The organism is Nonomuraea indica (assembly GCF_002850745.1).
Lineage (GTDB): Bacteria > Actinomycetota > Actinomycetes > Streptosporangiales > Streptosporangiaceae > Nonomuraea > Nonomuraea indica.
Map to the genome: position 1 here is coordinate 49,366 of NZ_KZ559485.1, position 26,339 is coordinate 75,704.

The 26,339-nt window shown below is 72.0% G+C and carries 22 protein-coding genes; 15 read left to right on the forward strand and 7 right to left on the reverse strand.

Going from position 1 to position 26,339, the window contains the following annotated elements; translation table 11 throughout:
• Window positions 1-151 precede the first annotated feature (151 nt).
• The 5 genes from CXR44_RS33530 (at window position 152) to CXR44_RS33550 (ending at window position 6,146) form a co-directional block, all read left to right on the forward strand.
• Window positions 152-1,462 carry an ABC transporter substrate-binding protein gene (locus CXR44_RS33530; protein WP_101790167.1) on the forward strand — a complete coding sequence of 437 codons (1,311 nt, stop codon included), beginning with the start codon at window positions 152-154 and terminating at the stop codon, window positions 1,460-1,462.
• Window positions 1,463-1,470: 8 nt separating this feature from the next.
• Window positions 1,471-2,379, forward strand: coding sequence for a carbohydrate ABC transporter permease (locus tag CXR44_RS33535; RefSeq protein ID WP_101790168.1), 909 nt, complete (start codon window positions 1,471-1,473; stop codon window positions 2,377-2,379).
• Between the two features lie 5 nt (window positions 2,380-2,384).
• A complete protein-coding gene (locus CXR44_RS33540) occupies window positions 2,385-3,209 on the forward strand; it encodes a carbohydrate ABC transporter permease (protein WP_101790169.1) in 825 nt (274 codons plus the stop codon).
• Window positions 3,210-3,229: 20 nt separating this feature from the next.
• Window positions 3,230-4,207 (forward strand): hydroxyacid dehydrogenase, encoded by a 978-nt coding sequence (locus tag CXR44_RS33545; RefSeq protein ID WP_101790203.1) that lies wholly within the window; start codon window positions 3,230-3,232, stop codon window positions 4,205-4,207.
• A gap of 196 nt (window positions 4,208-4,403) precedes the next feature.
• Complete coding sequence (locus CXR44_RS33550; protein ID WP_101790204.1) at window positions 4,404-6,146, forward strand: glycoside hydrolase family 35 protein; 1,743 nt, start codon at window positions 4,404-4,406, stop codon at window positions 6,144-6,146.
• A gap of 41 nt (window positions 6,147-6,187) precedes the next feature.
• On the opposite strand, the gene CXR44_RS33555 is transcribed toward CXR44_RS33550, so the two are convergent.
• The 5 genes from CXR44_RS33555 to CXR44_RS33575 all read right to left on the reverse strand — a co-directional run bounded on the left by CXR44_RS33555 (window position 6,188) and on the right by CXR44_RS33575 (window position 10,749).
• Entirely contained in the window at window positions 6,188-6,940 is a 753-nt protein-coding gene (locus CXR44_RS33555; RefSeq protein WP_101790170.1) for a GntR family transcriptional regulator, read from the reverse strand.
• Between the two features lie 9 nt (window positions 6,941-6,949).
• Window positions 6,950-7,747, reverse strand: a complete 798-nt coding sequence (gene trpA, locus CXR44_RS33560) for a tryptophan synthase subunit alpha (protein ID WP_101790171.1) — start codon at window positions 7,745-7,747, stop codon at window positions 6,950-6,952.
• The gene (gene trpB / locus CXR44_RS33565) at window positions 7,744-8,925 is read right to left on the reverse strand and encodes a tryptophan synthase subunit beta (protein WP_219602169.1); all 1,182 of its coding nucleotides are present in this window, start codon (window positions 8,923-8,925) and stop codon (window positions 7,744-7,746) included. Before trpB ends, trpA begins: the two co-directional genes overlap by 4 nt.
• A gap of 205 nt (window positions 8,926-9,130) precedes the next feature.
• On the reverse strand, window positions 9,131-9,931 hold the full coding sequence (locus tag CXR44_RS33570) for a GNAT family N-acetyltransferase (RefSeq protein WP_180903834.1): 801 nt from the start codon (window positions 9,929-9,931) through the stop codon (window positions 9,131-9,133).
• Window positions 9,932-10,188: 257 nt separating this feature from the next.
• The gene (locus tag CXR44_RS33575) at window positions 10,189-10,749 is read right to left on the reverse strand and encodes a DinB family protein (RefSeq protein ID WP_101790206.1); all 561 of its coding nucleotides are present in this window, start codon (window positions 10,747-10,749) and stop codon (window positions 10,189-10,191) included.
• Window positions 10,750-10,887: 138 nt separating this feature from the next.
• Between CXR44_RS33575 and CXR44_RS33580 the strand changes: the two genes are divergently transcribed.
• The 3 genes from CXR44_RS33580 to CXR44_RS33590 all read left to right on the forward strand — a co-directional run bounded on the left by CXR44_RS33580 (window position 10,888) and on the right by CXR44_RS33590 (window position 15,253).
• Window positions 10,888-11,067 carry a hypothetical protein gene (locus CXR44_RS33580; RefSeq protein WP_101790173.1) on the forward strand — a complete coding sequence of 60 codons (180 nt, stop codon included), beginning with the start codon at window positions 10,888-10,890 and terminating at the stop codon, window positions 11,065-11,067.
• Window positions 11,068-11,134: 67 nt separating this feature from the next.
• Window positions 11,135-11,431 (forward strand): hypothetical protein, encoded by a 297-nt coding sequence (locus CXR44_RS33585; protein ID WP_101790174.1) that lies wholly within the window; start codon window positions 11,135-11,137, stop codon window positions 11,429-11,431.
• A gap of 6 nt (window positions 11,432-11,437) precedes the next feature.
• Entirely contained in the window at window positions 11,438-15,253 is a 3,816-nt protein-coding gene (locus CXR44_RS33590; RefSeq protein ID WP_101790175.1) for a WXG100-like domain-containing protein, read from the forward strand.
• A gap of 95 nt (window positions 15,254-15,348) precedes the next feature.
• Here CXR44_RS33590 and CXR44_RS33595 read toward each other — a convergent pair whose 3' ends face one another.
• Window positions 15,349-15,918 carry an RICIN domain-containing protein gene (locus CXR44_RS33595; protein ID WP_101790176.1) on the reverse strand — a complete coding sequence of 190 codons (570 nt, stop codon included), beginning with the start codon at window positions 15,916-15,918 and terminating at the stop codon, window positions 15,349-15,351.
• Between the two features lie 244 nt (window positions 15,919-16,162).
• Between CXR44_RS33595 and CXR44_RS33600 the strand changes: the two genes are divergently transcribed.
• From CXR44_RS33600 to CXR44_RS33630, 7 genes are all read left to right on the forward strand, one after another.
• A complete protein-coding gene (locus tag CXR44_RS33600) occupies window positions 16,163-17,329 on the forward strand; it encodes an erythromycin esterase family protein (RefSeq protein WP_101790177.1) in 1,167 nt (388 codons plus the stop codon).
• A gap of 187 nt (window positions 17,330-17,516) precedes the next feature.
• Window positions 17,517-18,950 carry an MFS transporter gene (locus CXR44_RS33605; protein WP_101790178.1) on the forward strand — a complete coding sequence of 478 codons (1,434 nt, stop codon included), beginning with the start codon at window positions 17,517-17,519 and terminating at the stop codon, window positions 18,948-18,950.
• 31 nt (window positions 18,951-18,981) lie between these two features.
• The gene (locus CXR44_RS33610) at window positions 18,982-20,571 is read left to right on the forward strand and encodes an FGGY family carbohydrate kinase (protein WP_101790179.1); all 1,590 of its coding nucleotides are present in this window, start codon (window positions 18,982-18,984) and stop codon (window positions 20,569-20,571) included.
• The gene (locus tag CXR44_RS33615) at window positions 20,568-22,241 is read left to right on the forward strand and encodes a glycerol-3-phosphate dehydrogenase/oxidase (protein ID WP_101790180.1); all 1,674 of its coding nucleotides are present in this window, start codon (window positions 20,568-20,570) and stop codon (window positions 22,239-22,241) included. Before CXR44_RS33610 ends, CXR44_RS33615 begins: the two co-directional genes overlap by 4 nt.
• Complete coding sequence (locus CXR44_RS33620) at window positions 22,238-23,791, forward strand: FAD-binding oxidoreductase (protein ID WP_101790181.1); 1,554 nt, start codon at window positions 22,238-22,240, stop codon at window positions 23,789-23,791. Before CXR44_RS33615 ends, CXR44_RS33620 begins: the two co-directional genes overlap by 4 nt.
• Before the next feature lie 9 nt (window positions 23,792-23,800).
• Window positions 23,801-24,412 (forward strand): glycerol-3-phosphate responsive antiterminator, encoded by a 612-nt coding sequence (locus CXR44_RS33625; protein WP_219602161.1) that lies wholly within the window; start codon window positions 23,801-23,803, stop codon window positions 24,410-24,412.
• A gap of 89 nt (window positions 24,413-24,501) precedes the next feature.
• Complete coding sequence (locus tag CXR44_RS33630) at window positions 24,502-25,380, forward strand: DMT family transporter (RefSeq protein WP_101790182.1); 879 nt, start codon at window positions 24,502-24,504, stop codon at window positions 25,378-25,380.
• 56 nt (window positions 25,381-25,436) lie between these two features.
• Here the strand turns inward: CXR44_RS33630 and CXR44_RS33635 are convergent, their stop codons facing one another.
• Window positions 25,437-26,210: a glucose 1-dehydrogenase gene (locus tag CXR44_RS33635; RefSeq protein ID WP_101790183.1), complete on the reverse strand. Its 774-nt coding sequence runs from the start codon at window positions 26,208-26,210 to the stop codon at window positions 25,437-25,439.
• Between the last annotated feature and the right edge of the window lie 129 nt (window positions 26,211-26,339).

The following is a 26,339-nucleotide window of genomic DNA, read 5'->3' on the forward strand; positions in this document are numbered from 1 at the left end:
GCCCTCGCCGAGCGCGCGTTCCAGGGCGCGGCGGTTTACGCGTTCATTTCGTTACTGATCGATTTGCCCTCCGACCCTAGACAGACGATCGAGTATGAGCGAATGATACTGTCTCGATCGATCTCGATCGAAGCGCGATGAGGAGCAATCGATGGGACGCAAGAGTGCCGGCATCGCCGGAGTCCTGGCCGCCGTGAGCCTGTTCGCCGCCGCGTGCGGTGGCGGAGAGCAGGCACAGCAGCAGGCGGGACAGGCGGGCAAGCCCGTCCAGGTGACGTTCTGGGGCTGGGCCAAGGGCACCCAGGAGGTCGTGGACGCCTTCAACAAGACGCACAAGGACGTCCAGATCACCTACGAGGAGATCCCCTCCGGCAACGCGGGCGGCTACGCGAAGTTCTCCAACGCCGTCAAGGCGGGCAACGCGCCCGACGTCATGTCCGTGGAGTACCCGCAACTGCCCGACTTCGTGAACCAGGGCGCGCTGCAGGACCTCTCCTCCGAGGTCGCCGACGTCAAGTCCGCGTACCCGGCCAGCGTCTTCAGCCTCGTGGAGCTCGGCGGCAAGGCGTGGGCGCTGCCCATGGACGCCGCCCCCCAGGTGTTCTTCTACCGCAAGGACCTGTTCGACAAGCACGCCATCGAGGTGCCGAAGACCTGGGACGACTTCAGGAAAGCCGCCGAGAAGGTGAAGAAGGCCGACGGCGAGGCGCGCATCGCGACGTTCTTCCCCGACGACCCGAGCGTTCTGGCCGCGCTGTCGTGGCAGGCCGGCGGCAGGTGGTTCGGCACCGAGGGCGACGCCTGGAAGGTGACGATCAACGACGCGCCCAGCAAGAAGGTCGCCGAGTACTGGCAGAGCCTGGTCAAGGACGACCTGGTGAAGGTGCAGCCGTCCTTCAGCCAGGAGTGGAACGCCGCCTTCGAGGACGACACGCTCTGGGGCTACGTCGGCGCCAACTGGGGCGCGGGCGTCATGAAGGGCAACCACGCCGGCCAGGCCGGCAAGTGGGCCATCGCCCCCGTCCCCCACTGGGGCACCCCCGCGAGCGGGATGCTCGGCGGCACCACGTTCGGCGTGAGCAAGGGGTCGAAGAACACCAAGGCGGCCGTCGAGGTCATCAAGTGGCTGACCGGCTCGAAGGAGGCGTGGACCGCCCGCCTGTCCTCCGGAACCTCCAGCGGCTTCCCGGCCGTCGCCGATCTCGTGCCGGTCGCGGCCAAGAGCTTCGACGCCGGCTTCTACAAGGACCAGGACATCTACGCGCTGTTCTCCGAGGCGTACCGGAGCATCCAGCCCGGCTGGACGTGGGGGCCGAGCATGGTGCAGACGCTGACCGCGTTCAAGGACGCGCTCGGCAAGGTCGGCGCCGGCCAGACCACGATCCCGGCCGTGCTCGACACGGTTCAGACGGCCACGGTCGAGGAGATCAAGGGTCGCGGGCTGAACGTCGCCCAGCAGTAGGCGCGGAGATGACGACCACCACTGTGGAGACACGGGCGCGGGCGGACGGCGGGGACGCGTGGCGCAGGCGCGGCGCGATCCTGCTGTTCGTCGGGCCGTTCTTCGCGCTGTTCCTGGCGGTCATCGTGGCGCCGCTGGCGTACGCGGTGTACCTCAGCCTGTTCGCCGAGAAGTCGTCGGGGCTGGGGTTCGGCGGCGCGGAGACCGTTTTCGTCGGGCTCGGCAACTACCTCGACACGCTGAAGGACCGGGCGTTCACCGACGGCTTCCTGGTGATCCTCGGGTACTGCGTGCTGTACATCCCGCTGATGATCGGCGGGGCGCTCACGCTGGCGCTGCTGCTGGACTCGGGGCTGGCCAGGTTCGGCAGGTTCTTCCAGGCCGCGCTGTTCATGCCGCACATCGTGCCGGGCGTCATCGCCGGGCTGATCTGGCTCTATCTGTACCTTCCGGGCATCAGCCCGATCGTGGACCTGCTGGGCGAGGCCGACTTCCTGGACGGCCGCAACGTCCTCGGCGCGGTGGTCAACATCGCGCTGTGGGAGTGGATCGGCTACAACATGATCATCTACTTCGCCGCGTTGCAGGCCATCCCCGCCGAGGTGGTCGAAGCCGCCCGGATGGACGGCGCGGGCACGGCGCGGATCGCGTGGAGCGTCAAGATCCCCATGATCCGCGGCGCGGTGGTCACCACGGTGCTGTTCACGATCATCGGCTCGTTGCAGCTGTTCACCGAGCCGACCGTGCTGGACAACGTCAGCGACGGCATCGTCAGCACCTGGACGCCCAACATGTACGCCTATAACCAGGCGTTCGGCAACAACGACATCGGGCAGGCCGGCGCCGCGTCGATCCTGCTCGCGCTGCTCGCGGCCGTGTTGTCGTACGCCGTCACGAAGTGGGGTAACCGGCGATGAGGTGGATGTCGCGCACGGCGGTCAACACCCTGCTCGTCCTTTCCGCCCTCTACACACTGCTGCCGCTGAGCTGGCTGCTGTTCGCCGCCACCAAGTCGCTGCCCGACCTGTACGCGACGCCCGGGTTCGCCTTCGGCGAGTTCAACCTGCTCGCCAACGTCGAGTCCGTACTGCGCGAGGGCGACGGGGTGTTCCTCCGCTGGTACCTCAACAGCGTGCTGTACGCGGGCGTGGGCGCGGCGGTGAGCTCGCTGATCACGGTCGCCTGTGGGTACGCCTTCGACAAGTACCACTGGCTCGGCAAGGAGAAGATGTTCGGCGCGGTGCTGCTCGGCGTGCTCGTCCCGACGACGGCCACCGCGGTGCCGCTCTACCTGCTGGCCTCGCGGACCGGGCTGGTCAACACGTTCTGGTCGGTGTTCGTGCCGGTCCTGGTGCACCCGTTCGGCGTCTACCTGGCCCGCGTGCTGTCGGCCGGGTACGTGCCCGGCGAGGTGCTGGAGGCGGCGAGGTCGGACGGCGCGGGCGAGCTGCGGACGTTCGCGTCGGTGGCGATGCCGATGCTGCTGCCCGCCTACGTGACGATCTTCCTGTTCCAGTTCACCGCCATCTGGAACAACTTCTTCCTGCCCCTGGTCATGCTGAACGACCAGAACCTCTACCCGCTGAGCCTGGGCCTGTTCGCCTGGGAGAAGCAGGGCAACGCCTTCCCCGAGTTCCACGGCCTCGTGATCACCGGGTCTCTGCTGTCGGTGGTGCCGCTGCTGGTGGCGTTCCTGTTCCTGCAGCGGTTCTGGAAGGCCGGGATGACGGCGGGCAGCGTCAAGTGAGCGAAGACCGGGGGAAGACCATGACAAGGCCCGCGACCGTCGTCGCCATGAGCGCCCAGGTCGCCGAGCGGATCGTCCGGGGGGCGGTGCGCGGCCGGCTGGCCCGGATCGCCGACGTCCACCAGATCGTCGACGACTTCGCCCGCGCGGACCTGTCGCGCACGGAGGTCCTGTTCACCTCCTGGGGCTGCCCGCCCGTCACCGCCGAGGTGCTGGACCGGGCGCCCGGTCTGCGCGCCATCGTGCACGCGGCCGGCTCGGTCAAGCACCACGTCACCGACGCCTGCTGGCGGCGCGGCATCGCGGTGTCCTCGGCGGCGGCGGCCAACGCCGAGCCGGTCGCCGAGTTCACGCTCGCGGCGATCCTGTTCGCCAACAAGCGGGTGATCGACATCGCCCGTGCCTACCGGGCGGCAAGAACCAGCGACGACTGGGAGGCCCGCTTCCCGGGCTTCGGCAACTACCGGCGCACGATCGGGGTGGTCGGCGCGTCCAGGATCGGGCGGCGGGTGATCGAGCTGCTGCAGCCGTTCGCCTTCGAGGTGCTGGTCAGCGATCCGTACCTGGAGGAGGACCTCGGCGCGCGCCGGGTCGGCCTCGACGAGCTCGTGGCCGTCTCCGACGTGGTCAGCCTGCACGCGCCCGACCTGCCGGAGACCCGCCACCTGATGCACGCCGGACGGCTGGCGGCCATGCGCGACGGCGCGACGCTCATCAACACCGCGCGGGCGGCCCTGGTCGACCAGGCCGCGCTCACCGCCGAGCTGGCCTCCGGACGGCTGTACGCGGTGCTCGACCACACCGAGCCCGAGTTCCTCCCTCCCGGATCGCCGCTGTACGACCTGCCGAACGTCCTCGTCACCCCGCACATCGCCGGCTCCCTGGGCGGCGAGCTGACCCGCATGGCGGATCTCGCGCTCGACGAACTGTCCCGTTACGCGCGGGGGCTGCCGTTCGAGCATCCGGTCGAGCCGGACACCTTGTCGATCTCCGCCTGACGCCCGCGACCCTGGACTCCCCCAAGAGAGGAAACATGCGCCTTCATCGACGCCTGGCCGCGCTCGCGGCCGCGCCGGTGGCGAGCGGCCTCATGGCCGTTCCCACCCAGGACACGTTCCGCGCCGGTACGGTCCGCGTGGGCCGCCCCGGAACCGGTCGGGGCAGGTAGCGGTGGGTGACGCCGGGCAGGGCCGGGTGCGACGTCTGACGGTGGACGGCGGCGCTTTCCGTCTCGACGGCGAGGAGTTCAGGGTGCTGTCGGGGGCCCTGCACTACTTCCGCGTCATGCCCGGGCAATGGCAGCACCGGCTGAGGATGCTGAGGGCGATGGGGCTCAACACGGTGGAGACCTACGTGCCGTGGAACCTCCACGAACCCCGCGTGGGAGAGTTCCGCGGACTGGACGAGCTGGCCGCCTTTCTCGACGCCGCGGCGGAGGAGGACCTGCTCGCCATCGTCAGGCCGGGGCCGTACATCTGCGCGGAGTGGGACAACGGCGGCCTGCCCTCGTGGCTGACCGCCGAGCTCGGCCTCCGGGTGCGGACCCGGGACGCGGCCTACCTGTCCCACGTCGAGCGTTTCTTCGACGAGGTCATCCCTCTGGTTGTCGAGCGGCAGGTCACCAGGGGCGGCAACGTCATCATGGTGCAGGTCGAGAACGAGTACGGCTCCTACGGCAGCGACGCCGTCTACCTGCGCCGGCTGGCCGACGACCTGGTGGCGCGCGGCATCGACGTCCCCCTGTTCACCTCCGACGGCGCCGACGACTTCTACCTGACCGGCGGTACCGTTCCCGGCGTGCTGGCGACCGTGAACTTCGGCAGCGATCCCGAGGCCGCCTTCGCCGCGTTGCGCGAGCATCGGCCCGGGGACCCGCTGATGTGCATGGAGTTCTGGTGCGGCTGGTTCGACCACTGGGGGCACGAGCACGTCACCCGCGACGCCGCCGACGCGGCCGACTGCCTGGAGCGGATCCTGGCCGCGGGCGCTTCGGTGAACCTCTACATGGCGCACGGCGGCACCAGCTTCGGCACCGGCGCCGGCGCCAACCGGGAAGGGGAACTGGCCCGCGGGGAGTACCGGGCCACGGTCACCTCGTACGACTACGGCGCCCCGATCGACGAGCGCGGCGCCCCGACGGAGAAGTTCTGGCGCTTCCGCGAGATCCTGTCCCGATACAACCCGTCGCCACCGGAGGTTCCCGAACCGCCTCCGGCGCTCCCGCCCTCGGTGCTGCCGCTGGAGGAGTCCGTGCCGCTGTTCGACGTCCTCGACGACGTGGCCGGACCCGCGGTGACCTCCGCCCTGCCGCCGTCGTTCGAGGACCTCGGCCTGGTCCACGGTCTGGTCCTGTACCAGGTGGAGGTGCCGGGCCCGCGAAGGCCGTACCGGCTTCGGGTGGGCGGCGTGCATGACCGCGCCCACCTGTACGTGGACGGCGAGCTCGCCGCGGTGCTGGAGCGCGACGGCGAGGAGCCGCTGCTGGAGGTGCCCGGTCCGGCGACGCTGGAGCTGCTGGTGGAGTCGATGGGCAGGACGAACTACGGCCCCGCCCTCGGTGAGCGGAAGGGGCTCCTGGAGCCTCCCCTGCACGACCGGCAGTACCTGCACGGCGTGACGGCGAGGCCGATCCCGCTGCAGGAGCTGCCCGCCCTTCCGTACGAGGCGGGAGTGGGTGCGCGGGTGCCCGCCTTCTTCCGCGGCACGCTCGACGTGACCGGGCCCGCCGACGGCTTCCTCGCCCTGCCCGGGTGGGGCAAGGGGTACGTGTGGGTCAACGGCTTCCTGCTCGGCCGCTACTGGGACAGGGGTCCGCAGCGGACGCTGTACGTTCCGTGGCCGCTGCTGCGGGCGGGCGCCAACGAGGTGGTGATCCTGGAGCTCGACCGCGCGGGGTCCCCCGAACTCCAGCTGCGTCCCCAGCCGGATCCGGGCTGACGACCTCGTGCCGGTGGTCCCGCATCACCATGTCGAACTGCTCAGCTGGTGGCGCGCCAGGCGAGGGACAGGCCGGTCGCGGCGCGTTCGGTGCGGATCTCCATCATGGTGCCCAGGATGGTGGCATGGTCGGAGACGACGGGGACGGCGTCGGGCGTGTAGGTGATCCGGGTGCTGACGAGCACGGCGCTGCCCTCCGGCTCGTGCAGGCGGCGCGCGGCGGCGGGGTCGAGCAGGCCGGGCCGGACCACCTCCGACGCGCGGGCGACCGCCACTCCCGCTTCGGCGAGCGCCGTGTAGAGGGAGACGGCGGTGAAGTCGCGGTCGCGGATCTGGTCGGCCACCGGCCGGCGGACCCAGGACACCTGGTGCACGGCGGGACGGCCGGCGAACTCACGGACCCGCTCCAGCCGCAGGGCGGTGTCGCCGGGACGCAGCCGCAGCTCCGCCGCGATCCCGGCGGGGGCCCGGCGTATCGCCCGCCCGGCCACCACGGTGCGCACGTCGTGACCCTGGTCCCGCAGGTCGTCGGCCAGGCTGCGGAGCGAGCCGAGCTCGTACGCCAGGTGGGGCGGGGCCACGAACGTGCCCTTGCCGGGCCGCTGCACGATCAGCTTCTCGTCACTGAGCTCCCGCAACGCCTGGCGCAGCGTCATGAGGGTCACCCCGTAGGAGGCGCTCAGCTCCCGTTGCGGGGGCAGGGCCTCGCCGGGGGCGTAGTGTCCGGACCGGATCTTCGCGGCGAGGTCGGCGGCGATGGCGCGGTATCTCGCCTCGTGCCCGGCGTCGGTCATCGTGATGCGTCACTCCTGGTCGAGGGCCCGTCGCAGGGTCGCGAGGAAGGCCCGCAGGTCGTCCGGCCCCGCCCCGTCGAGCACCCGCCGCATGACCGCGGCGCCGACCACCACGCCGTCGCAGTGCCGGCGGGCCTCCCGCACCTGGTCAGGCGTGGAAATGCCAAATCCTAGCAAGACCGGCAGGTCGGTGCTGCTTCTGAGCCGCGCGGCGAGGTCGGCAGCGGAGGCGGGGAGGGCGGCCCGCTCGCCGGTGGTGCCCATCAGCGACACCGCGTAGACGAATCCGCGGCTACGGCGCGAGATCTCCTCCAGCCTCGGCTGCGGCGTCGACGGTGCCGCCAGCAGGGCCAGGTCGACCCCGGCCGCGGCGGCCACGTCCGTCAGCTCGTCCGCCTCGTGCACCGGCAGGTCGGGCACGATCAGGCCGCTGACGCCGGCCCGGCGCAGCGCGGCGCAGAACGCCGCGGGCCCGTCGTGCAGCACCAGGTTGTAGTAGGTGCTGGCGACCAGGGGCACGCGCGGCTCCCCCGCCTCGGCCAGGTCGGCGAGGATCCGGCGGGTGCTCGCCCCCCTGGCCAGCGCGGTCTCGCTCGCCTGCTGGATGGTGACGCCGTCGAGCGTGGGATCGGAGAACGGCAGGCCGACCTCGATCGCGTCCGCGCCGGCTTCGGCGAACGCGTGCAGGTACCGCGTCCAGCCGGGCGTGACTCCCCCGGTGACGTACGGCATGAGCAGACCTCGACCGGTGTCCCGGCGGGCACGCAGGTGGCGTTCGACCGTGCCCGGGGCGAGGATGTTCGTCACACCAGCTCCTTCAGGGTGGAGATGTCCTTGTCGCCCCGGCCGGACAGCGTCATCAGCACCGTCGATCCGGCCGGGAGTTCGCCGGCGCCCGCCGCGCGGATCACCCAGGCGAGGGCGTGCGCCGATTCGAGCGCCGGGACGATGCCCTCGGCGCGCGCCAGCCGCACCGCCGCGGTGACGGCCTCCTCGTCGGTCACCGTGACGTACCGGGCCCGGCCCAGCTCGCGCAGGTGGGCGTGCTCCGGACCGACCCCCGGGTAGTCGAGCCCGGCGGCGATGGAGTGCGCCTCGACGATCTGCCCGTCGCCGTCCTGCAGGAAGAGCGAGCGGCAGCCGTGCAGGACACCGGGCCGGCCCCGGGCCGCCCCGGCCCCGCCCTCCGCCTCGACCCCGACCAGGCGCGCCGAGGTGTCGGCGAAGCCGGCGAACGTGCCGGCCGCGTTGGAGCCGCCGCCGACGCAGGCGACCACGTGGTCCGGCACGCCGGTCGCCAGCTCGGCGGCGCACTGCCCGCGGGCCTCGTCGCCGATGACCCGCTGGAACTCCCTGACCATCCACGGGTACGGATCCGGCCCGATGACCGAGCCGACGCAGTAGTGGGAGTCGCCGGTGGCGCCCACCCAGTGCCGCATGGCCTCGCTGGTCGCGTCCTTGAGCGTGCGGCTGCCCGTGGTGACCGGGACCACCTCGGCGCCCAGCATCCGCATGCGGAAGACGTTCAGCGCCTGCCGCTCGATGTCGCGCTCGCCCATGAAGACCGTGGCCTCGAGCCCGAGCAGCGCGGCCGCGGTCGCGGTGGCCACCCCGTGCTGGCCCGCCCCCGTTTCGGCGATCAGCCTGCGCCGTCCCATCCGCGCGGCGAGCAGGGCCTGGCCCAGCACATTGTTGATCTTGTGTGAACCCGTGTGGGTGAGGTCCTCACGCTTCAGGTACAGCCGCACGCCCAGCTCCTGCGACAGCCGCCGGGCCGGTGTGAGCGGCGTCGGCCTCCCGGCGTGCAGGGCGAGCAGTTCGGCCAGGGCGCCGCGGAAGCCCGGATCGGCCCGTGCCTCCCGGAACGCCTCGTCCACCTCCCGGCACGCCTCCACCAGGGACTCGGGCGCGTACCGCCCGCCGTACGCGCCGAACCTGCCCCGCGCCCGGGGCTCGTCCATCGTCCCGGTCGCCGGGACGGACATCTCGCGCATGCCACGCTCACCTCGTTCTATAACTCTGAAGAGAGTTCTATAACAGTGAGCATGGCATGGACGGGCGGGGGCGCGCCACCCCGGCCGGCCACCTGCCGCCGGCGTCGCCAAGCGACACAAAGCGCCACGGAAAGGACGGGCGAGAAAAAGCAGGTGACGGACGGGCCAGAAAAAGCAGGTGACGGCGCCGGTGGGGTCAACCTTTCAGGCCGAAGAAGTGCATCGGTGAGTTCGGCGTGAAGCCGATGCGCGGATACACCTGCGCTCCGGCGACGGTCGCGTGCAGGGTGGCGCGGGTCAGTCCGGTGGCCCGCGCGCCCTCGTACAGCGCCTTCCGCGTCACCGCCTCGCCGTAGCCTCTGCGCTGCCACGTCGGGTCGGTGGCGACGAGCGCGACGAAGAGCCGGCCTTCCGCTTCCACGGTCGCGGCGCACGTCACCGGAACGCCGTCCCGCACGCCCAGGTAGGCGTACGCCTGGTTGGTCCACAGCGTGGAGCCTTCGAGCCCGTCGCGGCCGTTCTGCAGGGGGAACCCGTAGGCGCGTGAGTTCAGATCCGCATAGGCCCGCACGTGCTCGTCGGTGGTCACCCGCACGAAGGTCAGGTCGGGGTGGGCCGGCTCGGGGACGGGAAGGAGGTCTCCCGCCATGCCGGTGCCGGCGAAGGCGTACGCGAGGCCCGCCTGCTCCGCCGCCGCCTCCAGCGACGCGCGCGCGTCGCTGTCGAGGAGGTCCTCGAAGATCCACAGGAACCCGGGATGCTTCTTGGCGCGCATGACGTCCGTCGCCTCCCGCAGACGCCGCTCCATGAGCCTCGTGTCCACGCCGACCTCCGTCAACGTGACGCAGTTCCAGAACGCGAACGGGCTGTCGGCCCAGCGGACGGCGATGCCGGGGAGGTCTCTCACATCCGCCTCGGAGTCCCGGTCCAGCACGAAGGCACGCCAGACCAGCGCGAGCTGCTCCATCGACTCGACCGACTCCACAAGATTCGCCACGAAGCTCCCCAAGGTCGTCGCTACAGGCCGTCGCTCAATCGATGGCGTTATTTCCGGGCAAATACGGTTCGAGCCACATATGCGTACGCGCACACGATCCCCGAAAAGGGATCGCCCGAGACGCACGATACAGCGTCCACCCCGGGTATCCAGTGAATTCCCGGCGACCCATCGGCCCAGGTCATGGCGGGCTCCGCCTCCTGGCCAGCGGGTCGCTCATGGTCTCGGAGGCGGGGCACCCGGCGACGGTCCCCTCGTTATTGCCCCACCCGGCCGTCGACGCATTCGCGCAGCAGGTCGGCGTGTCCGCAGTGGCGGGCGTACTCCTCGATCCGGTGAACCCACAGCTCCCTGACGGAGGTGTTGTCGTGTTCGATGCGCACACCCAGGTCCGGATACGCGGCCAGCGCGGCGTCGGTCGCCGCCTGTTCGCGGGCGAGGTCGGCGAAGGCGCTCTCGACCAGCTCCCGCTCCGGGAGGGCTCCGTCGAAGTCGCCGTCCTTCTCCCCGTACAGCCTGGGCGCCGGGTCGTCCGGCACGATCCAGTTGCGCCAGTCACGCTCCACCTCGGCGAGATGGCGGACGAGGCCCAGCAAGGACATGGTCGACGGCGGCACCGACCGGCGCGCCAGTTGCTCCGGATCCAGCCCCTCGCACTTCATCCGCAGCGTGAGCCGGTAGCTCTTCAGGTATTCCTGCAGCGTCGCCAGCTCGCCGTCCGGGCCGGCTTCGTCGTTGGTGCGGGGGTCCTCGCCGGGGTCCGCCCACATGTCGGGGTGGATGCCGGCCTTGCTCCACCGTTCGGGGATGTCGCTCATCCGCCGCATTCTGCTGAGCGGCGGTCCGGCGGGCAAGCGGTTATCCGGGCGTGCCGTGCGACGTCGGAGTGCCCGGGCCTGGCCGGTGGCGGACGTGGGCGAGGTGCGGCGGGGCCTGGAGCCTTGTAGGTTCGAGACATGAGCGCCGATGAGCAGCGGCCCCCGCTTTTCGAGCTCCTGCCGGACGAGGACGACCGGCCGGAGCCCATCACCTTCCACACCTCCGAGGGCAGCCTCAGCGTGGCGGCCGATCTGACGGCCGAGGAGTTCGAGATTCTCGACGAGTTGAGGCGAGCGGCGGCGAGAAAGCTGGATTGAGGGGCCTTTGCGGCGTATGTCGGTTTGAGGTGTGCGATGCTTCTGTGATGCCTGAGAGGGGGAAGGCGTGACGGGGCCCGGATACACCGCGCGCACGGAGGGGATACGGCAGCACGGACGCGCCTCGGCCGGTGAGGCGGAGCATGTGCGTACGGTGCTGCGTGACGTGCAGGAGGCGTTCGCGAGGGCCGGCCGCCCGATGGGCGACGACCAGTACGGCGCCGAGATGGAGAAGAGGTACCCGGTCCTGCGCGACCAGGTGATCACCGCCTTCCACGCCTACATCGACGAACTTGAGGGCGTCGGCGGGAATCTGCACGTCACCGCGGCGACGTACGACGCGGCAGAGGGCGCGGGAGCCTGACAGGCGGTGTTGCTCGACGGGGACATTCCCGCCTGGATGCGGCCCTGGATCGGCTGGGCGGTCGGCATGGACTGGCCGCAGGCCGACGAGTCCAGGCTGTTCGCCCTGGCCGACGCGCTCGTGCAGGCGGCGTATCGCATCGCCGAGGGCAGCGCCGTCTGGATCCCGGACCGTGACACGTGGGACGGGGAGGCGCTCAGGGCGTTCGCCAAGCACGCCTCACGCGCCGTCGGCGGCCGCCGGGCAGAGGTGATCACCAGGCTGGTGACCATGGCGATCGCGCTGAACGACCTGGGTGTGCAGGTCCAGTACACCAAGTGGATGATCAAGCTGATGATCGGGTTGCTGATCGTCCAGCTGGTGGCCCTGCTGCCGGTGCTCGCGAACCCCGCGACGGCCGGACTCGGAGTGACGACCGCGGGATGGCGGGCTCTCCTCACCCGGAAGGCCGTCGAGGCACTGGCCAGGCGGCTGATGTTCAACATCGGCCTGTTCGGCGGCCTCATGTTCGCGATGGACCTGACCGTCCAGTCCCAGCAGGAGCGGCGCGACCGGATCGACTGGAACCAGGCTCTCGCCTCGCTGGGCGCCGGAGCGCTCAACGGCGTGTTCCTGACGGGCACGACGTTGTTGGCGCCGCCGCGGACGCTGCTGGGCTTCATGGGCGCCTCCGGGGCCGCCGGCGGGCTGACCGACGCGACCATGCAGGCGTTCGACGACCAGCCGTTCGATCTGGAGCGGCTGCTGAAGGGGGTCTCCTCTGGAGCCATCGGCGCCGCGGACGCGCACTGGGCCACCTGGAACCCCCACTTCGGCGGACGAGGAGCCGACGGGGCGCCGCCCCCGCCGGACGGCGGCACGCCGCCACGCCCGGACGCCGGAGACGGGGACGGGACGCCACCACGCCCGGACGACGGAGACGGCGGGACGCCGCCCCACCCGGACAGCGGCAACGGCTCCCGCACGACGCTGGCCGACCACAGCACGGCCGCTCACACCGGCCGGGAGCCGGGATGGACGCCGGCGGATGCCGTGCGGACGTCCGGTGACCGTCCCCTCCCCCACCCGGCCGCCGCCGACCCCCGCCCCGGCCCCGCCCAGGCGGTCCCGGCCATGGCGGCCCGCGCCACGCAGGGGGACGCGAACGGGCCGGCGGCCCACCCGGCGCGCCGGGAACCTCCCGTCCTGCGGGCCGACCAGATGGACGACAAGCTCAACTGGGGTCATGCGCGCCCCGCCGACCCACCGCGGACCCCGTACGAGTTCAGCCAGGTGGCCGGCAAGAAGATCATGGGCGCGTGGGAACCCGCCGGCGACGACAGCGCGCGGGTCACCCTGGCCGACGGCTCGCACGCCATGGTCACCGACCTGCCGACCAGGCAGGACCGGGACGCCAAGGTGCTGATGGCGCGGCTCGGCCAGGAGCTCGGCCTGAACACGCCCGCCGTCCACCCGGTGGGCGAGAAGCGGTTGCTCCTCGACTGGGTGTACGGCGACCCCGGCCAGATGACCTGGAACGGCGGGCCGTGGAACCTGTCCAGGGACGCACCCACCCGCGACAGCGTCCTCGTCGGCCTGATGGGGGCCCTGATCCGCGACGAGCCGGCGTTCGCCAACGCGCTGTCCGGTGATGCGCGCCTCATGCCCGCACCCGCCGTGGCGACGTTGATGAGCAGGTTCTTCGTCCGCGACATGGGCGCGGGCCAGGAGGTGTGGGCGCCCAACCCGCTCACCCCCGCGGACGCCCTGCGCGTCGAGCAGGCCCTGCAGTCCATGCGGGCCGATTTCCGGGACGCCGGGATGATGGACGCGTACCGGCGGATGACCGCCGCCGTCCGGGAGATCAAGGAGAACGCGGTCCGCACCCACTCCGTCTTCAAGGTGGACCCGGCCGAGCTGCTGCCGGAGATCTCCGTGCGCGAGCTCAACGCCCGGGCCGAGCACATCGCCGAGCTCGTCGCCGGCCTCACGGACGCCGCCCCGCCCGGCGCGGGCCGTACGCTGATGGACCCCGTCCGGCGTCTGGCGGACAACATCGGCGACATCGTGGCCTCGCGCGACTCCGACCTGGGTCGCGTCGTCACCTTCGGCGACGGGTCCCAGGCGCTGGCGTTGACCGGCGAGGCGGCGGCCGTCGCACTGGACGCGGCGCTCACCGGGCGCGTGCTGGGGCTGCACGTCCCGGCCGTTCACCGGGCCCCGGACGGCACCGTCTACCAGGCCCACGGCAGCGACCAGCTGCGTACCTCGCTGGCCACCGGCATCCGTGACAGCAGCCTCCTGCCGACCAAGGAGGAGGTGGTCACGTTCAACGACGGCAGCCGGGCCATCCGTCACGAGTTCAGGACCGCCGAGAGTGCCGACGAGCTGGAGGCGCGGGTTCACGCGCTGCACGGCCTGAGGGACGGGCACCCCGGTACCTACCGGGCGGCGCCCACCGTGGTCTACGAAAGCCGCGTCTCCCCGTGGCAGTGGACCGACGACACCCCCGTCCTGTCCGCGGCGGTCCGGCAGGAGCTGGACAGACGCGCGCTGCACGCCTGGCTCACCCGTCCCGACCTGCCCCCGGGGATGCTCCGCGACAATCCGCGGATGGAGCACCTGAAACCTGGGGCCGCCCTGCTCGACGAGGCGGACAGCTCCGCGCTGCGCGCCAGGTTCGAGGCCGCGCGGGCCGATTTCGAGAGGTACGGCCTGAGCTCCCGCCTCGAGGAGCACCTGGACCTGATCGGCCGAAGCAGCCCGGACGCGGCGCTGGACCTGGGCCCGCTGCGGGACCCCGGACAGCTGGTCCCCGACTTCCGCGAGACACCCTGGCAGCCGCCGCGCGGCCAGGTGAGTCCCCTGCGGCACCTTCTCGAGGAGACCAACCTCCATCAGGTCAACGAGCTGGCCGTCGGACGGGCCGCCGACCCCGCGCTGGTCCCGGCCGCCGAGGCGTTCCTCGACAGGGCGGACGCGGAACTCGCCGCCCAGCCCATGTCGTCGGGTCATGTCTCGGCGCGGGTGCCCGCCGACTGGCTGCCGCCCGACGTCCGGCCGGGCAGCGAGGTCGTCTTCCACGGGATGCTCGAAGGGGTGGACGATCCCGCCCGCCTGGCGGACCGGCCCGACAGCGTGCGGCTGACCATCCGGGCGAGCCGGTACGCCGACGTGGGCGATCTGTCGGGCAAGCCCTCCCACGCGCTGTTCGGCCTGGGGACGCGGCTGAAGGTGCTGGCCGTCCAGGAGGCCTTCGGCGAGCGGCACCTGTTCGCGGTGCAGGTGCCCGACGGGCGCAGCGCCGACGCGACCGCGCTCCGGGTCCCCCGGATGAAACCGCCGCTCACTCCGGAGGTGCGCCACCATCTCGAGCACCATGTCGAGAGGACCGACGCGGGTGTGTGGCTGCGTGACCTCGACAACGAGCACGACCGCGAGCTGGTCACGTCGGCGCGTAACGTCCAGCCCATCGACGGCGTCTTCTACGTGGACGGGCACGGTTCACAGGACGGCAACGCGATCGGTGACCGGACGCCCGGCGCCAAGACGATCGCGGCGCTGCTGCTGCACAGTCCCGGCCTGAAGCCGCACGACGTGATCCTGCTGGCCAACTGTCACATCGGCACCGGGCGGTACCCGCTGGCCATCGCCCGGCACACCGGGCACGTCGTCATCGCCGCCGACTCCGCGATCGTCGTGACGGAGGACGGGCAGATGCGCGCGGTGTCCAGCGAGTTCGGCCATCTCGGCGGGCGCGGCCGGATCCGCATCTACCTGCCGGACGACGCGGTCGCCGGCCAGGTCCTCGACACGGTGCGGGCGTGGTTCCAGGCGCCCTGACGCCGCGGGGCGGCGCCCCGCATCCCGCTCCGCGCGGACCTGCCTGCCGTCGGGCGGGCTCGTACGGCGCCGTCCGAGCCCGCCGCCCCCGGGCCTCAGACGCCGATCCACCAGAGCTGCTCGCCGCCCTGGTGGCAACGCCACTGGTAGATGTCCGTCCACTCCTCGACGAACCGGGCGTCCAGGCACTTCTTGGTCGCCACGTTCCAGAACTCGTAGTACCCGTCGTTGCGCGCCACGAGGTGCCATTTCTGGTTGGTGCCCTGGTGACAGCCGTACGTCATGGCGGTGGCTCCGTCGGCCGTGGACCAGCCGCCGATCTCCAGGCACGCCTTGGTGGCGGTGTTGACGACGACGTACTGGTGCGGCACGTCGTTGCCGGCGCCGTCCTTGACCTTGACGAGGTCCCAGCGGTCGTGTCCCCAACCGGAGTTGCAGCGCAGGAGCAGGACGTTCCCTCCGTCGGTGCCCGGCCCGTTGACGCATCGGCGGCTGCGGATGTTCCAGAGGATGATGTTGCGCCGCTCTCCGGGGGCCTCGGCGAGCCGCGCCGCGCCCGCGGACGAGGCGCCCGCCGTGGTGGCCTCCGCGAGGACCTGGGTGGAGAACGCCGCGACGAGGGCGAGGGCGGCGGCGGCCGCGCGACGGCGGAACGCGTGTGTCATCTCGGGCTCCTTCTGGATCGCTGGGTGGGAGACGACCGTCGCACGGCCGAAGGGGCCGATCGAGGGCGTACGGAACGTCCGTACAAGCCCGTACAGGAGCCCGCCCCGCGTTCCACGGCCACGGGCGGGCAGCACGCCGGCCGGCAGACCTCATGCATGCATCAACGATTGAGGGTCCGTGGCAGCCAAAGCGGAGATATCGGGCGCAAAGTCTACATCGAAAGTTCAACGATACCGTTGAGGCATGGACATCAAGGACACGGCCCGGGCGCTCGACGGCGCGGGCATCTCGGCGTTCCTCCGGTCGCTTCCCACCCAACCCCTGCTGCTCGGCCTGGGCGAGGCCAGGCACTTCGTCGCGGAGCTGGGCGAGCTCCGCAACGAGATCTTCCGGCACCTGGTCGACCACGAGGGCTACCGGTCGTTCGCCATCGAGAGCGACTGCCTCATGGGGCTCGCGGTGGACGACTACATCGCGACGGGCGAGGGCACGCTCGACGACGTCATGGAACGCGGCTTCAGCCACGACTTCGGCACGTCACCGGCCAACCGCGAGCTCGTCCGCTGGATGCGCGCGTACAACGAGGAGCATGACGAGAAGCTCCGGTTCTTCGGGATCGACGCCCCGGTGGAGTACTGGGCGGCGAGCCCGCGCGAGGCGCTCACCGGCCTGCACGCCCTCCTCGACGGCCCGCTTCCGTGCAGCGGGGAGACCCTCGACACGCTGCTGGGCCCGGACGAGCGGTGGTCGAACCAGGCCGCGGCCATGGACCCGTCCCAGTCGATCGGCCGGTCGGCCGAGGCCCTGCGCCTGCGGCTGATCGCCGACGACCTGGTGGCGCTGCTCGACACGCAGTTGCCGCGGCTGGGCGCGGAGGACAGGGAGCGGGCGGCGCTGTACGGGCGCACCGCCGTCGGCCTGCTCCGCTACCACTACTGGATGGCCGACGACTCCCCGTCACGGTGGACCCGGCTGTCGGCCCTGCGGGACGCGATGATGGCCGCCAACCTGCGTGCCGTCGCCGAGCGCGGCCCTGCCCTGGTCTTCGGCTCCAACCTCCACCTGCAGCGGAACAAGAGCCTCATGCCGTTCGGCGACCAGCGGTTGGAGTGGTGGAGCGCCGGGGCGATCGCCGCGACGCACCTGGGTGACCAGTACGCCTTCCTGGCCTCGGCCTTCGGCACGGTCGGCGACGACACCCCGCCCCCGGACACCGTCGAGGGCATCCTTTCCACGCTGCCGTGGGACCAATCCCTCATCGACGCCGGCCGCCTGGCCGAGGCCGTCAAGCAGGCCACCCCGCGCGTCTCCCAGGACTTCGCCTACTTCCCGCTCGACCCGGCGCAGCTCCACAGGGCCGACGGCCTCGTCTTCCTCAAGCGGGCCGTCCGGCTGAAGAAGCTGGGTTGACGGGCGCGTGCGCGGCGACGGCCCCGCGCCGTGACCAGGTGTGACTCTTGACATACCGGATGTGGCGCGCTTAGCCTCACCCCAATCGACAGGCACAGACGAAGACACCCTGTCAGCGGTCTTCGTCTGTGCCTTTGTCGTTCCCGGACCGCTGGCCAGGGTTTCGACCACCCGAAAGGCGGCGGGCATGCACGACCCGGCGAGCACGAGAACCACGGTCATCAGCAGCGCAGGAGACGCGGCCGACCTCATCGACACCCTCAAGACCCTGAGCGGCCGGGCCAACGGCATCTGGTTCCTGGCCCTGGCGGGCCTGTTCCTGGACGCCTACTCCAACGCCGCGCTCGGAGCCGGTCTGGCCCCCATGGTCAAGCAGCTCGGCCTGTCTCCCACGCAGGTCGGGCTGCTCACCGCGATGGCTCCGGCGATCGCAATCGTCTCCAACCCGTTCGGCGGCTGGCTCGCCGCACGCATCGGCCGCGTCAAGCCGCTGCTGATGACCAAGGTGATCTTCGCCGCGGGCGCCCTGCTCACCGCCGTGGGCTCGGACTTCCAGACGGTCTTCGCCGGGCGGACCCTGGTCGGCATCGCCTACGGCATCGACTTCGCGGTGGCCATGGCGCTGCTCGCCGAGTACACCCCGGCCTCGCTCAAGGGCAGGCTCAACTTCTGGCAGGGGGTCTGGTACACCGCGACGACCACCAACCTGCTCCTCACGCTGCTGTTCTACAAGTTCGACGTGGGCGCCGACATCTGGCGCTGGTCCGTCAGCTCCTCGGCCGTCTTCGCGCTGCTCCTGTTCGTGCTGCAACTGGCCTTCCTGGTGGAGAGCCCCACCTGGCTGGCGTCCAAGGGCAGGCTGCGCGAGTCCGTGGCCAACCTGCGCCGCATGTACGGCTTCGCCGCCCAGGAAGGGCCGATGGCGACCGGCCAGGCCGACGAGGCCCGGCACCAGGTCGGGCTCCGCGACGCGGGCGTCCTCTTCCGCCGTCCCTACCTGCCCCGGACCGTGCTGTCCACGGCGATCTCCCTCACCCAGGCCATGCAGTACTTCGCCGTGGGCTGGTACCTGCCGGTGATCAGCCTCGAGCTGTTCGGCAAGGAGTTCGAGAAGGCGACCATGGGCGCCATGGCGTTCAACGCGGTCGGCATCGTCGGGGGTTGCCTGTCGGCCTACTTCGGCCGCCGGCTCGGGCTGCGGGTCAGCTCGATGGCCGGATACGCCGTGGTGTTCGTCGCGCTGCTGGTCATGGGGGCCACGTTCAAGCAGCTCCCCGTCGCCCTGGCGGCGCTGCTGCCCGTGCTGTTCATCTTCTTCCACTCCGCCGGACCCGGCCCGAACGGCAAGTCGATCGCGGCGCTGTCCTACCGCAGCGACATCCGCACCCTGGGCACCGGCGTGACCGGCATGCTCGGCAGCTTCGGCTCGGTCGCCGGCCTGTACCTGTTCCCGCAGCTGCAGTCCGGCATCGGGGTCGGCAACAGCCTGATGGTGCTGTCCGTGGTGCCGCTGGCCGGCCTGCTCACCTGCCTGGCGATCAGGTGGGATCCGACCCGTACGGCGATCAACCTGGAGGAGGAGCCGATCCACCTCCAGCAGCGCCAGCCGGTGTCCGCCTGATCCCGCCCGCACGACGAAAGGACCTTCACGGATGACCAGGGAACGCCGCCGCGGCGTGCTCGGCATCGATGAGGGCACCACGGGCACCCGCGCGGCCGTCGTCCTGGACGACGGCGGCGCGGCCCCGCCCGCGTACCTGCCCATCTCGGTCAGCTCGCCCGACCACCTGCGCGTCGAGCAGGACGGCGCGGAGATCTGGGAGCGCACCGTCCAGGTCTGCCGCGAGGCCCTGGCCTGGGCCGCCGCCCACCAGGTGGAGATCACCGGAGTCTCGATCTCCACCCAGCGCGCGACGGTCCTGCTGTGGGACACCGAGACCGGCCGGCCGCTCAGCCCCGCCGTGGTCTGGCAGGACCGCAGGTACGCCGCACGGCTGCGGGCGTGGGAGCCCGAATGGGACGCCCACCTCGCCGAGCACACCGGCCGGCCGGTCGGCTCACGCGCGCCACTGCTGTGGGCGGCGGAGGAGATCGCCGGCAACGCGGCCGCCCGCCGGGCGCACGCGGCGGGCAGGCTGGCGTTCGGCTCGATCGACACCTGGCTGGTGTGGAAGCTCACCGGGGGCGCGCGCCACGTCATGTCCGCCACGAACGCCGTCGCCGCGGGCGCCTACGACCTGCGCACCGGTGACTGGCACGAGCCCTGGGTCACGTTCCTCGGCTGCCCTCCCGACGTGCTGCCCCGGATCGTCGACGAGGACGGCGACTTCGGCACGACCGACCCGGCGGTCCTCGGCGCGCGGCTGCCCATCCTGTCCGTCATGGGCGACCAGCACGCGGCGATGCTCGCGCTCGGCGCGCACCGGCCCGGCCAGGCCATGTGCGTCCACGGGACGGGAACGTTCCTCGACGCCGTCGCCGGCGAGCGGCCGCCGGCCCACCGCCGCCCGGTGCCCGGGGTGCTCACCCTGGTCGGCTGGCGCTCCCGCGGCGTGCCCGTGTTCAGCGTGGAGGCGTTCGCCGCGACGACCGGCTCCGCGCTGCGCTGGCTGTGCGACGAGATCGGCCTGTTCGCGTCGCCGCGCGAGCTGGCGGGACTGGCCCGCGAGCACCCCGGCCCCTCCCGGGTGACCTTCCTGCCGGCCCTGACCGGGATGCGCACCCCCGTGTGGGCGCCCGAGGCGACCGGCCTGCTGGCCGGTCTCAGCCTGTCCACCACCCGGGCGGAGCTGGCCCGCGGCATCCTCGACGGCGTCGCGCACTCCGTGTGCGACCTGCTGGACGGCGTGGAGGAGGCCATGGGGCAGCCGGTCACCGAGCTGGTCTGCGGCGGCGGGCTCGCCTCCAGCGACGTCCTGATGTCCAGCCAGGCCGGCCTGCTCGGCCGGCCGGTGCGGCGCGCCCACGACCACGAGAGCGCCAGCCTGCGCGGCGCCGCCTACCTCGGCGGCGTGCGGGCGGGGCTGTGGCCGAGCGTCTCGGCGGCGGTCGCCGCGCTCCCGGTCGCCCCCGCCTTCGAACCGTCCCTGTCCGAGCCCGAACGCCAGGAGAGCCGGGCAGCCTGGCGTGACCTGCTGGCCCGCCACGTCCCGGTCCCGCCGCCCGCCCCCCGCCGGCCGTCCACGCCGCCGCCCGGCTCCGGCGGCTCCCGACCCGACTCACCGGAGGAATCAACGTCGTGATCCGGCTACCCGAACGCAAGGCGAGATCGGAGACGAAGAACGCCATCCGCCGCACCCCGCTGCGGCTCGACCGCCGCGAGCAGCTCGACCGGCTCACCTCCCGCCCTGTCGACGTCCTCGTCGTCGGCGGCGGCGTGACCGGCTGCTACACCGCGCTGGACGCCGCCACCCGCGGCCTGTCCGTCGCGCTGGTCGAACGGGACGACTTCGCCTCCGGCACGTCGTCCAAGTCGTCGAAGATGGTGCACGGCGGCCTGCGCTACATCGAGCAGGGCAACCTGCCGCTGGTCCGGCGCTCGCTGCTCGAACGCCAGCGGTTCCGCCGCAACGCGCCGCACCTGGTGCAGCGGCTGCCGTTCGTCTTCCCCGTGCTCACCCAGGACGGCGTCTTCGACGCGCGCATCGCCAAGGCCTTCGAAGGCCTGCTGTGGACCTACGACCTGGCCGGAGGGTGGCGGATCGGCCGCCTGCACAGGCGGCTCACCGTGCCGGAGGTCCTCGTCCGCGCCCCGCGCCTGCGCGCCGACCGGCTCAGGGGCGGCCTGCTCTACTACGACAGCCGCACCGACGACGCGCGCCTGACCCTGACCATCGCGCGGACCGCGGCGCACTTCGGCGCGACCGTGCTGAACGGCGCCACCTGCCGCGCGCTCATCCGCGAGGGCGGCCGGGTACGCGGCGCCACCGTCGAGGTGGACGGCCGGGACGTGGACGTGCGCGCCGGTGTGGTGATCAACGCGACCGGGGTCTGGTCGGACACCCTCGACGGGCTGTCGGACCCGGGCCACCGGCCCCGGATCCGGCCCGCGAAGGGCGTGCACATCATCGTGCCGTGGACCCGGCTGCCCGTGGACGGCACCGTGACCGTGCCGATCCCCGGCCGGGCCCGCCGCGCCACCTGCACCCGGTGGGGCGACGTGGTCGTGGTCGGCACGACCGACACCGACTACGACGGCTCCCTCGACGAGGTGCTGTGCACCCGCGAGGAGATGGAGTACCTCCTCGACGGCGCCAACACCGCCTTCGACGCCGACCTCGCCCCGGCCGACGTGGTCGGCTCGATGGCCGGGCTGCGGCCCCTGGTCGGCGGCAAGGAGGGCGCCACCCTCGACATGAGCCGCGACCACCGCGTCTCGACGGACGCGCACGGGCTGGTCACCGTCACCGGCGGCAAGCTCACCACCAGCCGCCACATGGGCGAGCTGGTGGTCGACGAGGCGCTGAAGGTGCTCGGCCGCCGGGCCGGCTGCCGGACGGCGCGGCTGCCCCTGCTGGGCGGCGCCGGCTACGACGCGGAGGCCACCTCCGCCACCGGCGGGGTGGGGGCCCACCTGGGCGAGCGGTACGGGACCGAGGCGCGCTTCGTGGCCGACCTCTTCGCCGAGGACCCGTCGCTCATCGAGCCGATCATCGAGGGCGCCGGCCACCTGCGCGCCGAGGTGGTCTACGCGGCCCGCTGCGAGCTGGCGCGGACCGTCGACGACGTGCTGTCACGCCGCACGCGGATGCGGCTGTTCGCCCGCGACCTGTCGGTGAAGGCGGCCCCCGAGGTCGGACGGCTGCTCCAGCGGGAGCTGGGCCTGTCCGACGAGGAGGTCGCCCGCCAGGTCGACGACTACGTCTCCGGCGTCGAGCGGGAGAAGACCGTACTGATGGAAGGACTTTCATGATCAGCAGGCAGACCGTCACGCATCCGTTCAACCGGGGCGACTACGTGGTCGGCGCGCCCACGCCGCCCCGATGGGCCGCCGCCTGCCCGCCCGGCACGGGTCCGGCCAGCCTGCAGGCCGCCGTGGTGGAGGTTCCGGCCGAGGTCCTCACGGAGCTGCGTTCGGCCGCCGCGGCCGTGCACACCGACCGGGACGAGGTGATCCGCCGTACCCGCGACTGGTGGGCGGGAACGTCCATCGGCGAGACGGACGGCCGGCCGGCCACGCCCGACGCCGTGATCGTCGAGGCCGCCGACGAGGAGCAGGTCGCGGCGGTGGTGCGGATCTGCCGGGCGCACGGCATCCCGCTGACGGTCTCGGCCGGCCGCAGCAACGTGCTGGGCGCCGCCCTGCCGGTGTTCGGCGGGGTCGTGCTGGACGTGTGCCGGCTCAACCGGATCGTCTCCTTCGACGCCGAGTCGATGATCGTCGAGGTGCAGGCGGGGATGTTCGGCGACCTGTTCGAGAAGGAGCTCCAGGAGGTGCACGGCGTCACCACCGGGCACTGGCCGTCGGCGTTCGCCATCTCCACCGTCGGCGGCTGGGCCGCCTGCCGGGGGGCGGGCCAGCTGTCCACCCGGTACGGGAAGATCGAGGACATGGTCGTCGGCCTCGACGTGATCCTGCCGGACGGCACCACCGCGAGCTACGGCACCTACCCGCGGGCCGCCGTCGGCCCCGACCTGCGCCAGGTGTTTATCGGTTCGGAGGGGACCCTCGGCGTGATCACGCGGCTGCGGCTGCGGACCCACCGGCTGCCGGAGTACGCGCGCGGCCTGGCCTACGGGTTCGACACGTTCGCCGCCGGCCTCGACGCCTGCCGGGAGATCCTCCAGCGCGGCGCGACCCCCGCCGTGCTGCGCCTGTACGACGCGCACGAGAGCGGCACCCACTTCGCCGAGCCCGGCACGAACCTGCTGCTCATCGCCGACGAGGGCGACCCCACGCTGGTGGACGCCACCATGGCGGTCGTCGAGGAGGTCTGCGGCGGGTCGGCGACGACGAAGCTGGACGGCGCGCCCGTCCTCGCCCGCTGGCTGGACGAGCGCATGGTCGTCGGCAAGTCCGGCGACGGGTTCGCCAAGGGGCCCGGCTTCGTCGCCGACACCTGCGAGATCGCCGCCCCGTGGTCGGCACTGCAGACGATCTACGAGGAGGTGGTCGCGGCGATCGAGGCCGTCCCCGGCACGCTGCGCGCCTCCGCGCACCAGTCGCACGCCTACACCGACGGCGCCTGCCTGTACTTCTCGCTGCGCGGCGACGTGGACCGGCCCCGACGCCGGGAGTGGTACCGGGCCGCCTGGGACGCGGCCAACGAGGTGCTCATCCGGCACGGCGCGGCGATCAGCCACCACCACGGCGTCGGGCTGCTGCGCTCGCCGTACGTCGAGCCGGCCCTGGGCAGCGGCTTCGGCACGCTGGTGGCCGTCAAGCAGGCCCTCGACCCGGCCGGCATCATGAACCCGGGAAAGCTGGGGCTGCCCAGCCCCTTCGGTGAGGCCCGTGCGTAAGGTGTTCCGGTGAGCTCACGCCCGAAACGCCCGGTCGACCGGCGTCTGCTGGCCGCGCTGGCGGACTACCCCGTCATGGCGTCGCTGGTCAGCGTGGCGATGGCGGACGCGTTCACCGCCACCTCGACCCCGCTGGGCATCCTCGCCTCGGTCCCGCTCGGCGACCTGGCGGCCACGGTGCGGCGGACGGTCGACGCCGGCAAGATCGTGTTCGTCAACATGGACTCGACCCCCGGCCTGGGACACGACCCCGGCGCCCTGTCCTACCTGCGGGACATCGGGGCGATCGGCGTCTGCTCCACCCGGGCGGCGATCGTGGAGCGGGCCGCCGGGCTCGGCCTGCTCTCCATGCAGAAGGTGTTCGTGACCGACCGGTCCAACCTCAACCGGAGCCTGCAGGCCATCGCGCGCTCCCGCCCCGACCTCGTGCAGCTCATGCCCGCCGTCGTGCTGCGTTACATGGAGCAGCAGGCCAGGGATCTCGGCGTGCCTTACCTGGCGGCCGGGTTCGTGCAGGGCGAGGCCGACGTGGTGGAGGCGCTCCAGCACGGCGCGGCGGGAGTCTGCACCTCGGACCGGAAGCTGTGGGAGCTGCGCCGCTCGGCGTTGCGCGCGTCCTGACCCCGGGACACCCCGCCCCAGGCGGCTCGGCGGGCCATGAACCGCCGAGCCGCTCCCCAGCCGTGCCCGTACCTCGGAAGGACCATCGCATGACGCCGGCCAGGCCGGGCCTGTCAGCCCCGCCCCCCGCCGCGCTGGCTCCGCCGCTCTTCGTCGTGCTGTGGAGCAGCGCCTTCATCGCGGGCATCCCCGGGGTCGAGGCCGCGCCTCCGCTCCTGCTGATGTTCGCCCGCTTCGCGGCGGCCGGGACGCTGCTCGCCGCGTACGCCCTGATCACCCGCGCGCCCTGGCCGCGCGGCCGGGCACTGACGCACATCGCCGTCTCCGGCCTGCTCATGCAGGCCGTCCAGTTCGGCAGCTTCTACACCGTGCTCGACATGGGTTTCCCCGCCGCCGTCATCTCGCTCGTCCAAGGGCTCAGCCCGATCGTGGTCGCGCTGGCCGCCAGGTTCCTCGGCGAACCGGTCACCGGGCGGCAGTGGCTCGGGTTCGCGCTCGGCGCGTCCGGTGTGCTGCTCGCGGTGGCCGACCGGGTGAGCCTGTCGGCCTGGGGAGTCGTGCTGTGCCTGGTCGGGCTGGCCGGGCTCACCACCGGCACTCTCTACCAGAAGCGCTTCGTCCCCGCCATGGACGTCAGGACCGGCACCTCCACCCAGCTTCTCGCCAGCGCCCCGGCGGTCGGACTGGCCTGCCTGGTGGTCGAGACACCGCGGGTGTCGGACTGGACGGCGTTCGGCGGGTCGGTGGCCTGGATGGTGCTGGTCAACTCCATCGCGGCGTTCATCCTGCTCAACACCATGCTGGCGCGCTCGTCCGCCAGCCGGGTCAGCACCGTGTTCTTCCTGACGCCGGCGGTGACGGCGGTGCTGGCCTGGCTGCTCGCCGGGCAGTCCCTGCATCCGCTCGCCGTCGCCGGGCTCGCGCTCGGCGGCGCCGGCGTCCTCCTCGCCAACCACCGGCCACGGTGATCCGGCCCGGTCGCGATGATCGGGCCGGATCGCGGTGATCCGGCCCGGTCGCGGTGTCAGCGGGCCGTCATGGCGCCGTCCACGGCCATCGGCAGGCCGGTCACGAAGGAGGCCGCGTCGGAGCTGAGCCAGGCGATCGCCTCACCGATCTCCGGCGGGTTGGCGTACCGGCCGACCGGATGGTAGGCCGCCGTCTGCTCCAGCGTCATGATTCCCTGCGCGATGAGGTCGTCCACCATCTGGGTGCGCACGGCGCCGGGACATACGGCGTTCACGCGGATACCGGAGGTCGCGTACTCCAGAGCGGCCGCCTTCGTCAGCCCCACCACCCCGTGCTTCGCGGCGACGTAGGCGGAGACGAAGGGCGCCTCGATGCCGACGAGCCCGGCCACCGAGGCAACGTTGACGATCGAGCCCGAGCCCTGTTCCACCATCCGGGCGAGCTCATGCTTCATGCACCACCAGACGCCCTTGAGGTTGACCGTGATGGAGGCGTCCCAGGCCTCCTCGCCCACCTCGTGCAGCCGGCCGTCGCCGGCGGTGTCCACGCCCGCGTTGTTGACCGCGCAGTCCAGGCGGCCGAACCGCTCGACGGTGAAGTCGACCATGTCCTTGACCGCGTCGGACCGTCGTACGTCCACCCACACGAAGGCCGCCTCGCCTCCCGCCGCCTCGACCTCGGCGACCGTGCGCTTGCCGCCTTCCTCGTCGATGTCGGCGACGATCACCTTGGCCCCGTGCCGGGCGAACACCACCGCCGTCGCCGCTCCGATGCCCGAGCCGGCGCCCGTGATCAACGTCGCCTTGCCGTCGAGAAGTGAACCTGCCATGGAGAGCCGACTCCCGTACTGCCTGAGCTGATAGGAAATGGCACCGTACTCGAGAGTTGATCAAGATGTCGAGTTTCGGAAGGATCACATGCGTCGCCATGAGACGCGGTCTTATGACGCTGAGTAAAG

Coding starts and splice junctions, on each gene's coding strand:
- CXR44_RS33530 (WP_101790167.1), top strand. CDS start 152: ATGGGACGCAAGAGTGCCGGCATCGCCGGAGTCCTGGCCGCCGTGAGC.
- CXR44_RS33535 (WP_101790168.1), top strand. CDS start 1,471: ATGACGACCACCACTGTGGAGACACGGGCGCGGGCGGACGGCGGGGAC.
- CXR44_RS33540 (WP_101790169.1), top strand. CDS start 2,385: ATGTCGCGCACGGCGGTCAACACCCTGCTCGTCCTTTCCGCCCTCTAC.
- CXR44_RS33545 (WP_101790203.1), top strand. CDS start 3,230: ATGACAAGGCCCGCGACCGTCGTCGCCATGAGCGCCCAGGTCGCCGAG.
- CXR44_RS33555 (WP_101790170.1), bottom strand. CDS start 6,940: ATGACCGACGCCGGGCACGAGGCGAGATACCGCGCCATCGCCGCCGAC.
- trpB (WP_219602169.1), bottom strand. CDS start 8,925: ATGTCCGTCCCGGCGACCGGGACGATGGACGAGCCCCGGGCGCGGGGC.
- CXR44_RS33575 (WP_101790206.1), bottom strand. CDS start 10,749: ATGAGCGACATCCCCGAACGGTGGAGCAAGGCCGGCATCCACCCCGAC.
- CXR44_RS33580 (WP_101790173.1), top strand. CDS start 10,888: ATGAGCGCCGATGAGCAGCGGCCCCCGCTTTTCGAGCTCCTGCCGGAC.
- CXR44_RS33595 (WP_101790176.1), bottom strand. CDS start 15,918: ATGACACACGCGTTCCGCCGTCGCGCGGCCGCCGCCGCCCTCGCCCTC.
- CXR44_RS33600 (WP_101790177.1), top strand. CDS start 16,163: ATGGACATCAAGGACACGGCCCGGGCGCTCGACGGCGCGGGCATCTCG.
- CXR44_RS33605 (WP_101790178.1), top strand. CDS start 17,517: ATGCACGACCCGGCGAGCACGAGAACCACGGTCATCAGCAGCGCAGGA.
- CXR44_RS33610 (WP_101790179.1), top strand. CDS start 18,982: ATGACCAGGGAACGCCGCCGCGGCGTGCTCGGCATCGATGAGGGCACC.
- CXR44_RS33620 (WP_101790181.1), top strand. CDS start 22,238: ATGATCAGCAGGCAGACCGTCACGCATCCGTTCAACCGGGGCGACTAC.
- CXR44_RS33630 (WP_101790182.1), top strand. CDS start 24,502: ATGACGCCGGCCAGGCCGGGCCTGTCAGCCCCGCCCCCCGCCGCGCTG.
- CXR44_RS33635 (WP_101790183.1), bottom strand. CDS start 26,210: ATGGCAGGTTCACTTCTCGACGGCAAGGCGACGTTGATCACGGGCGCC.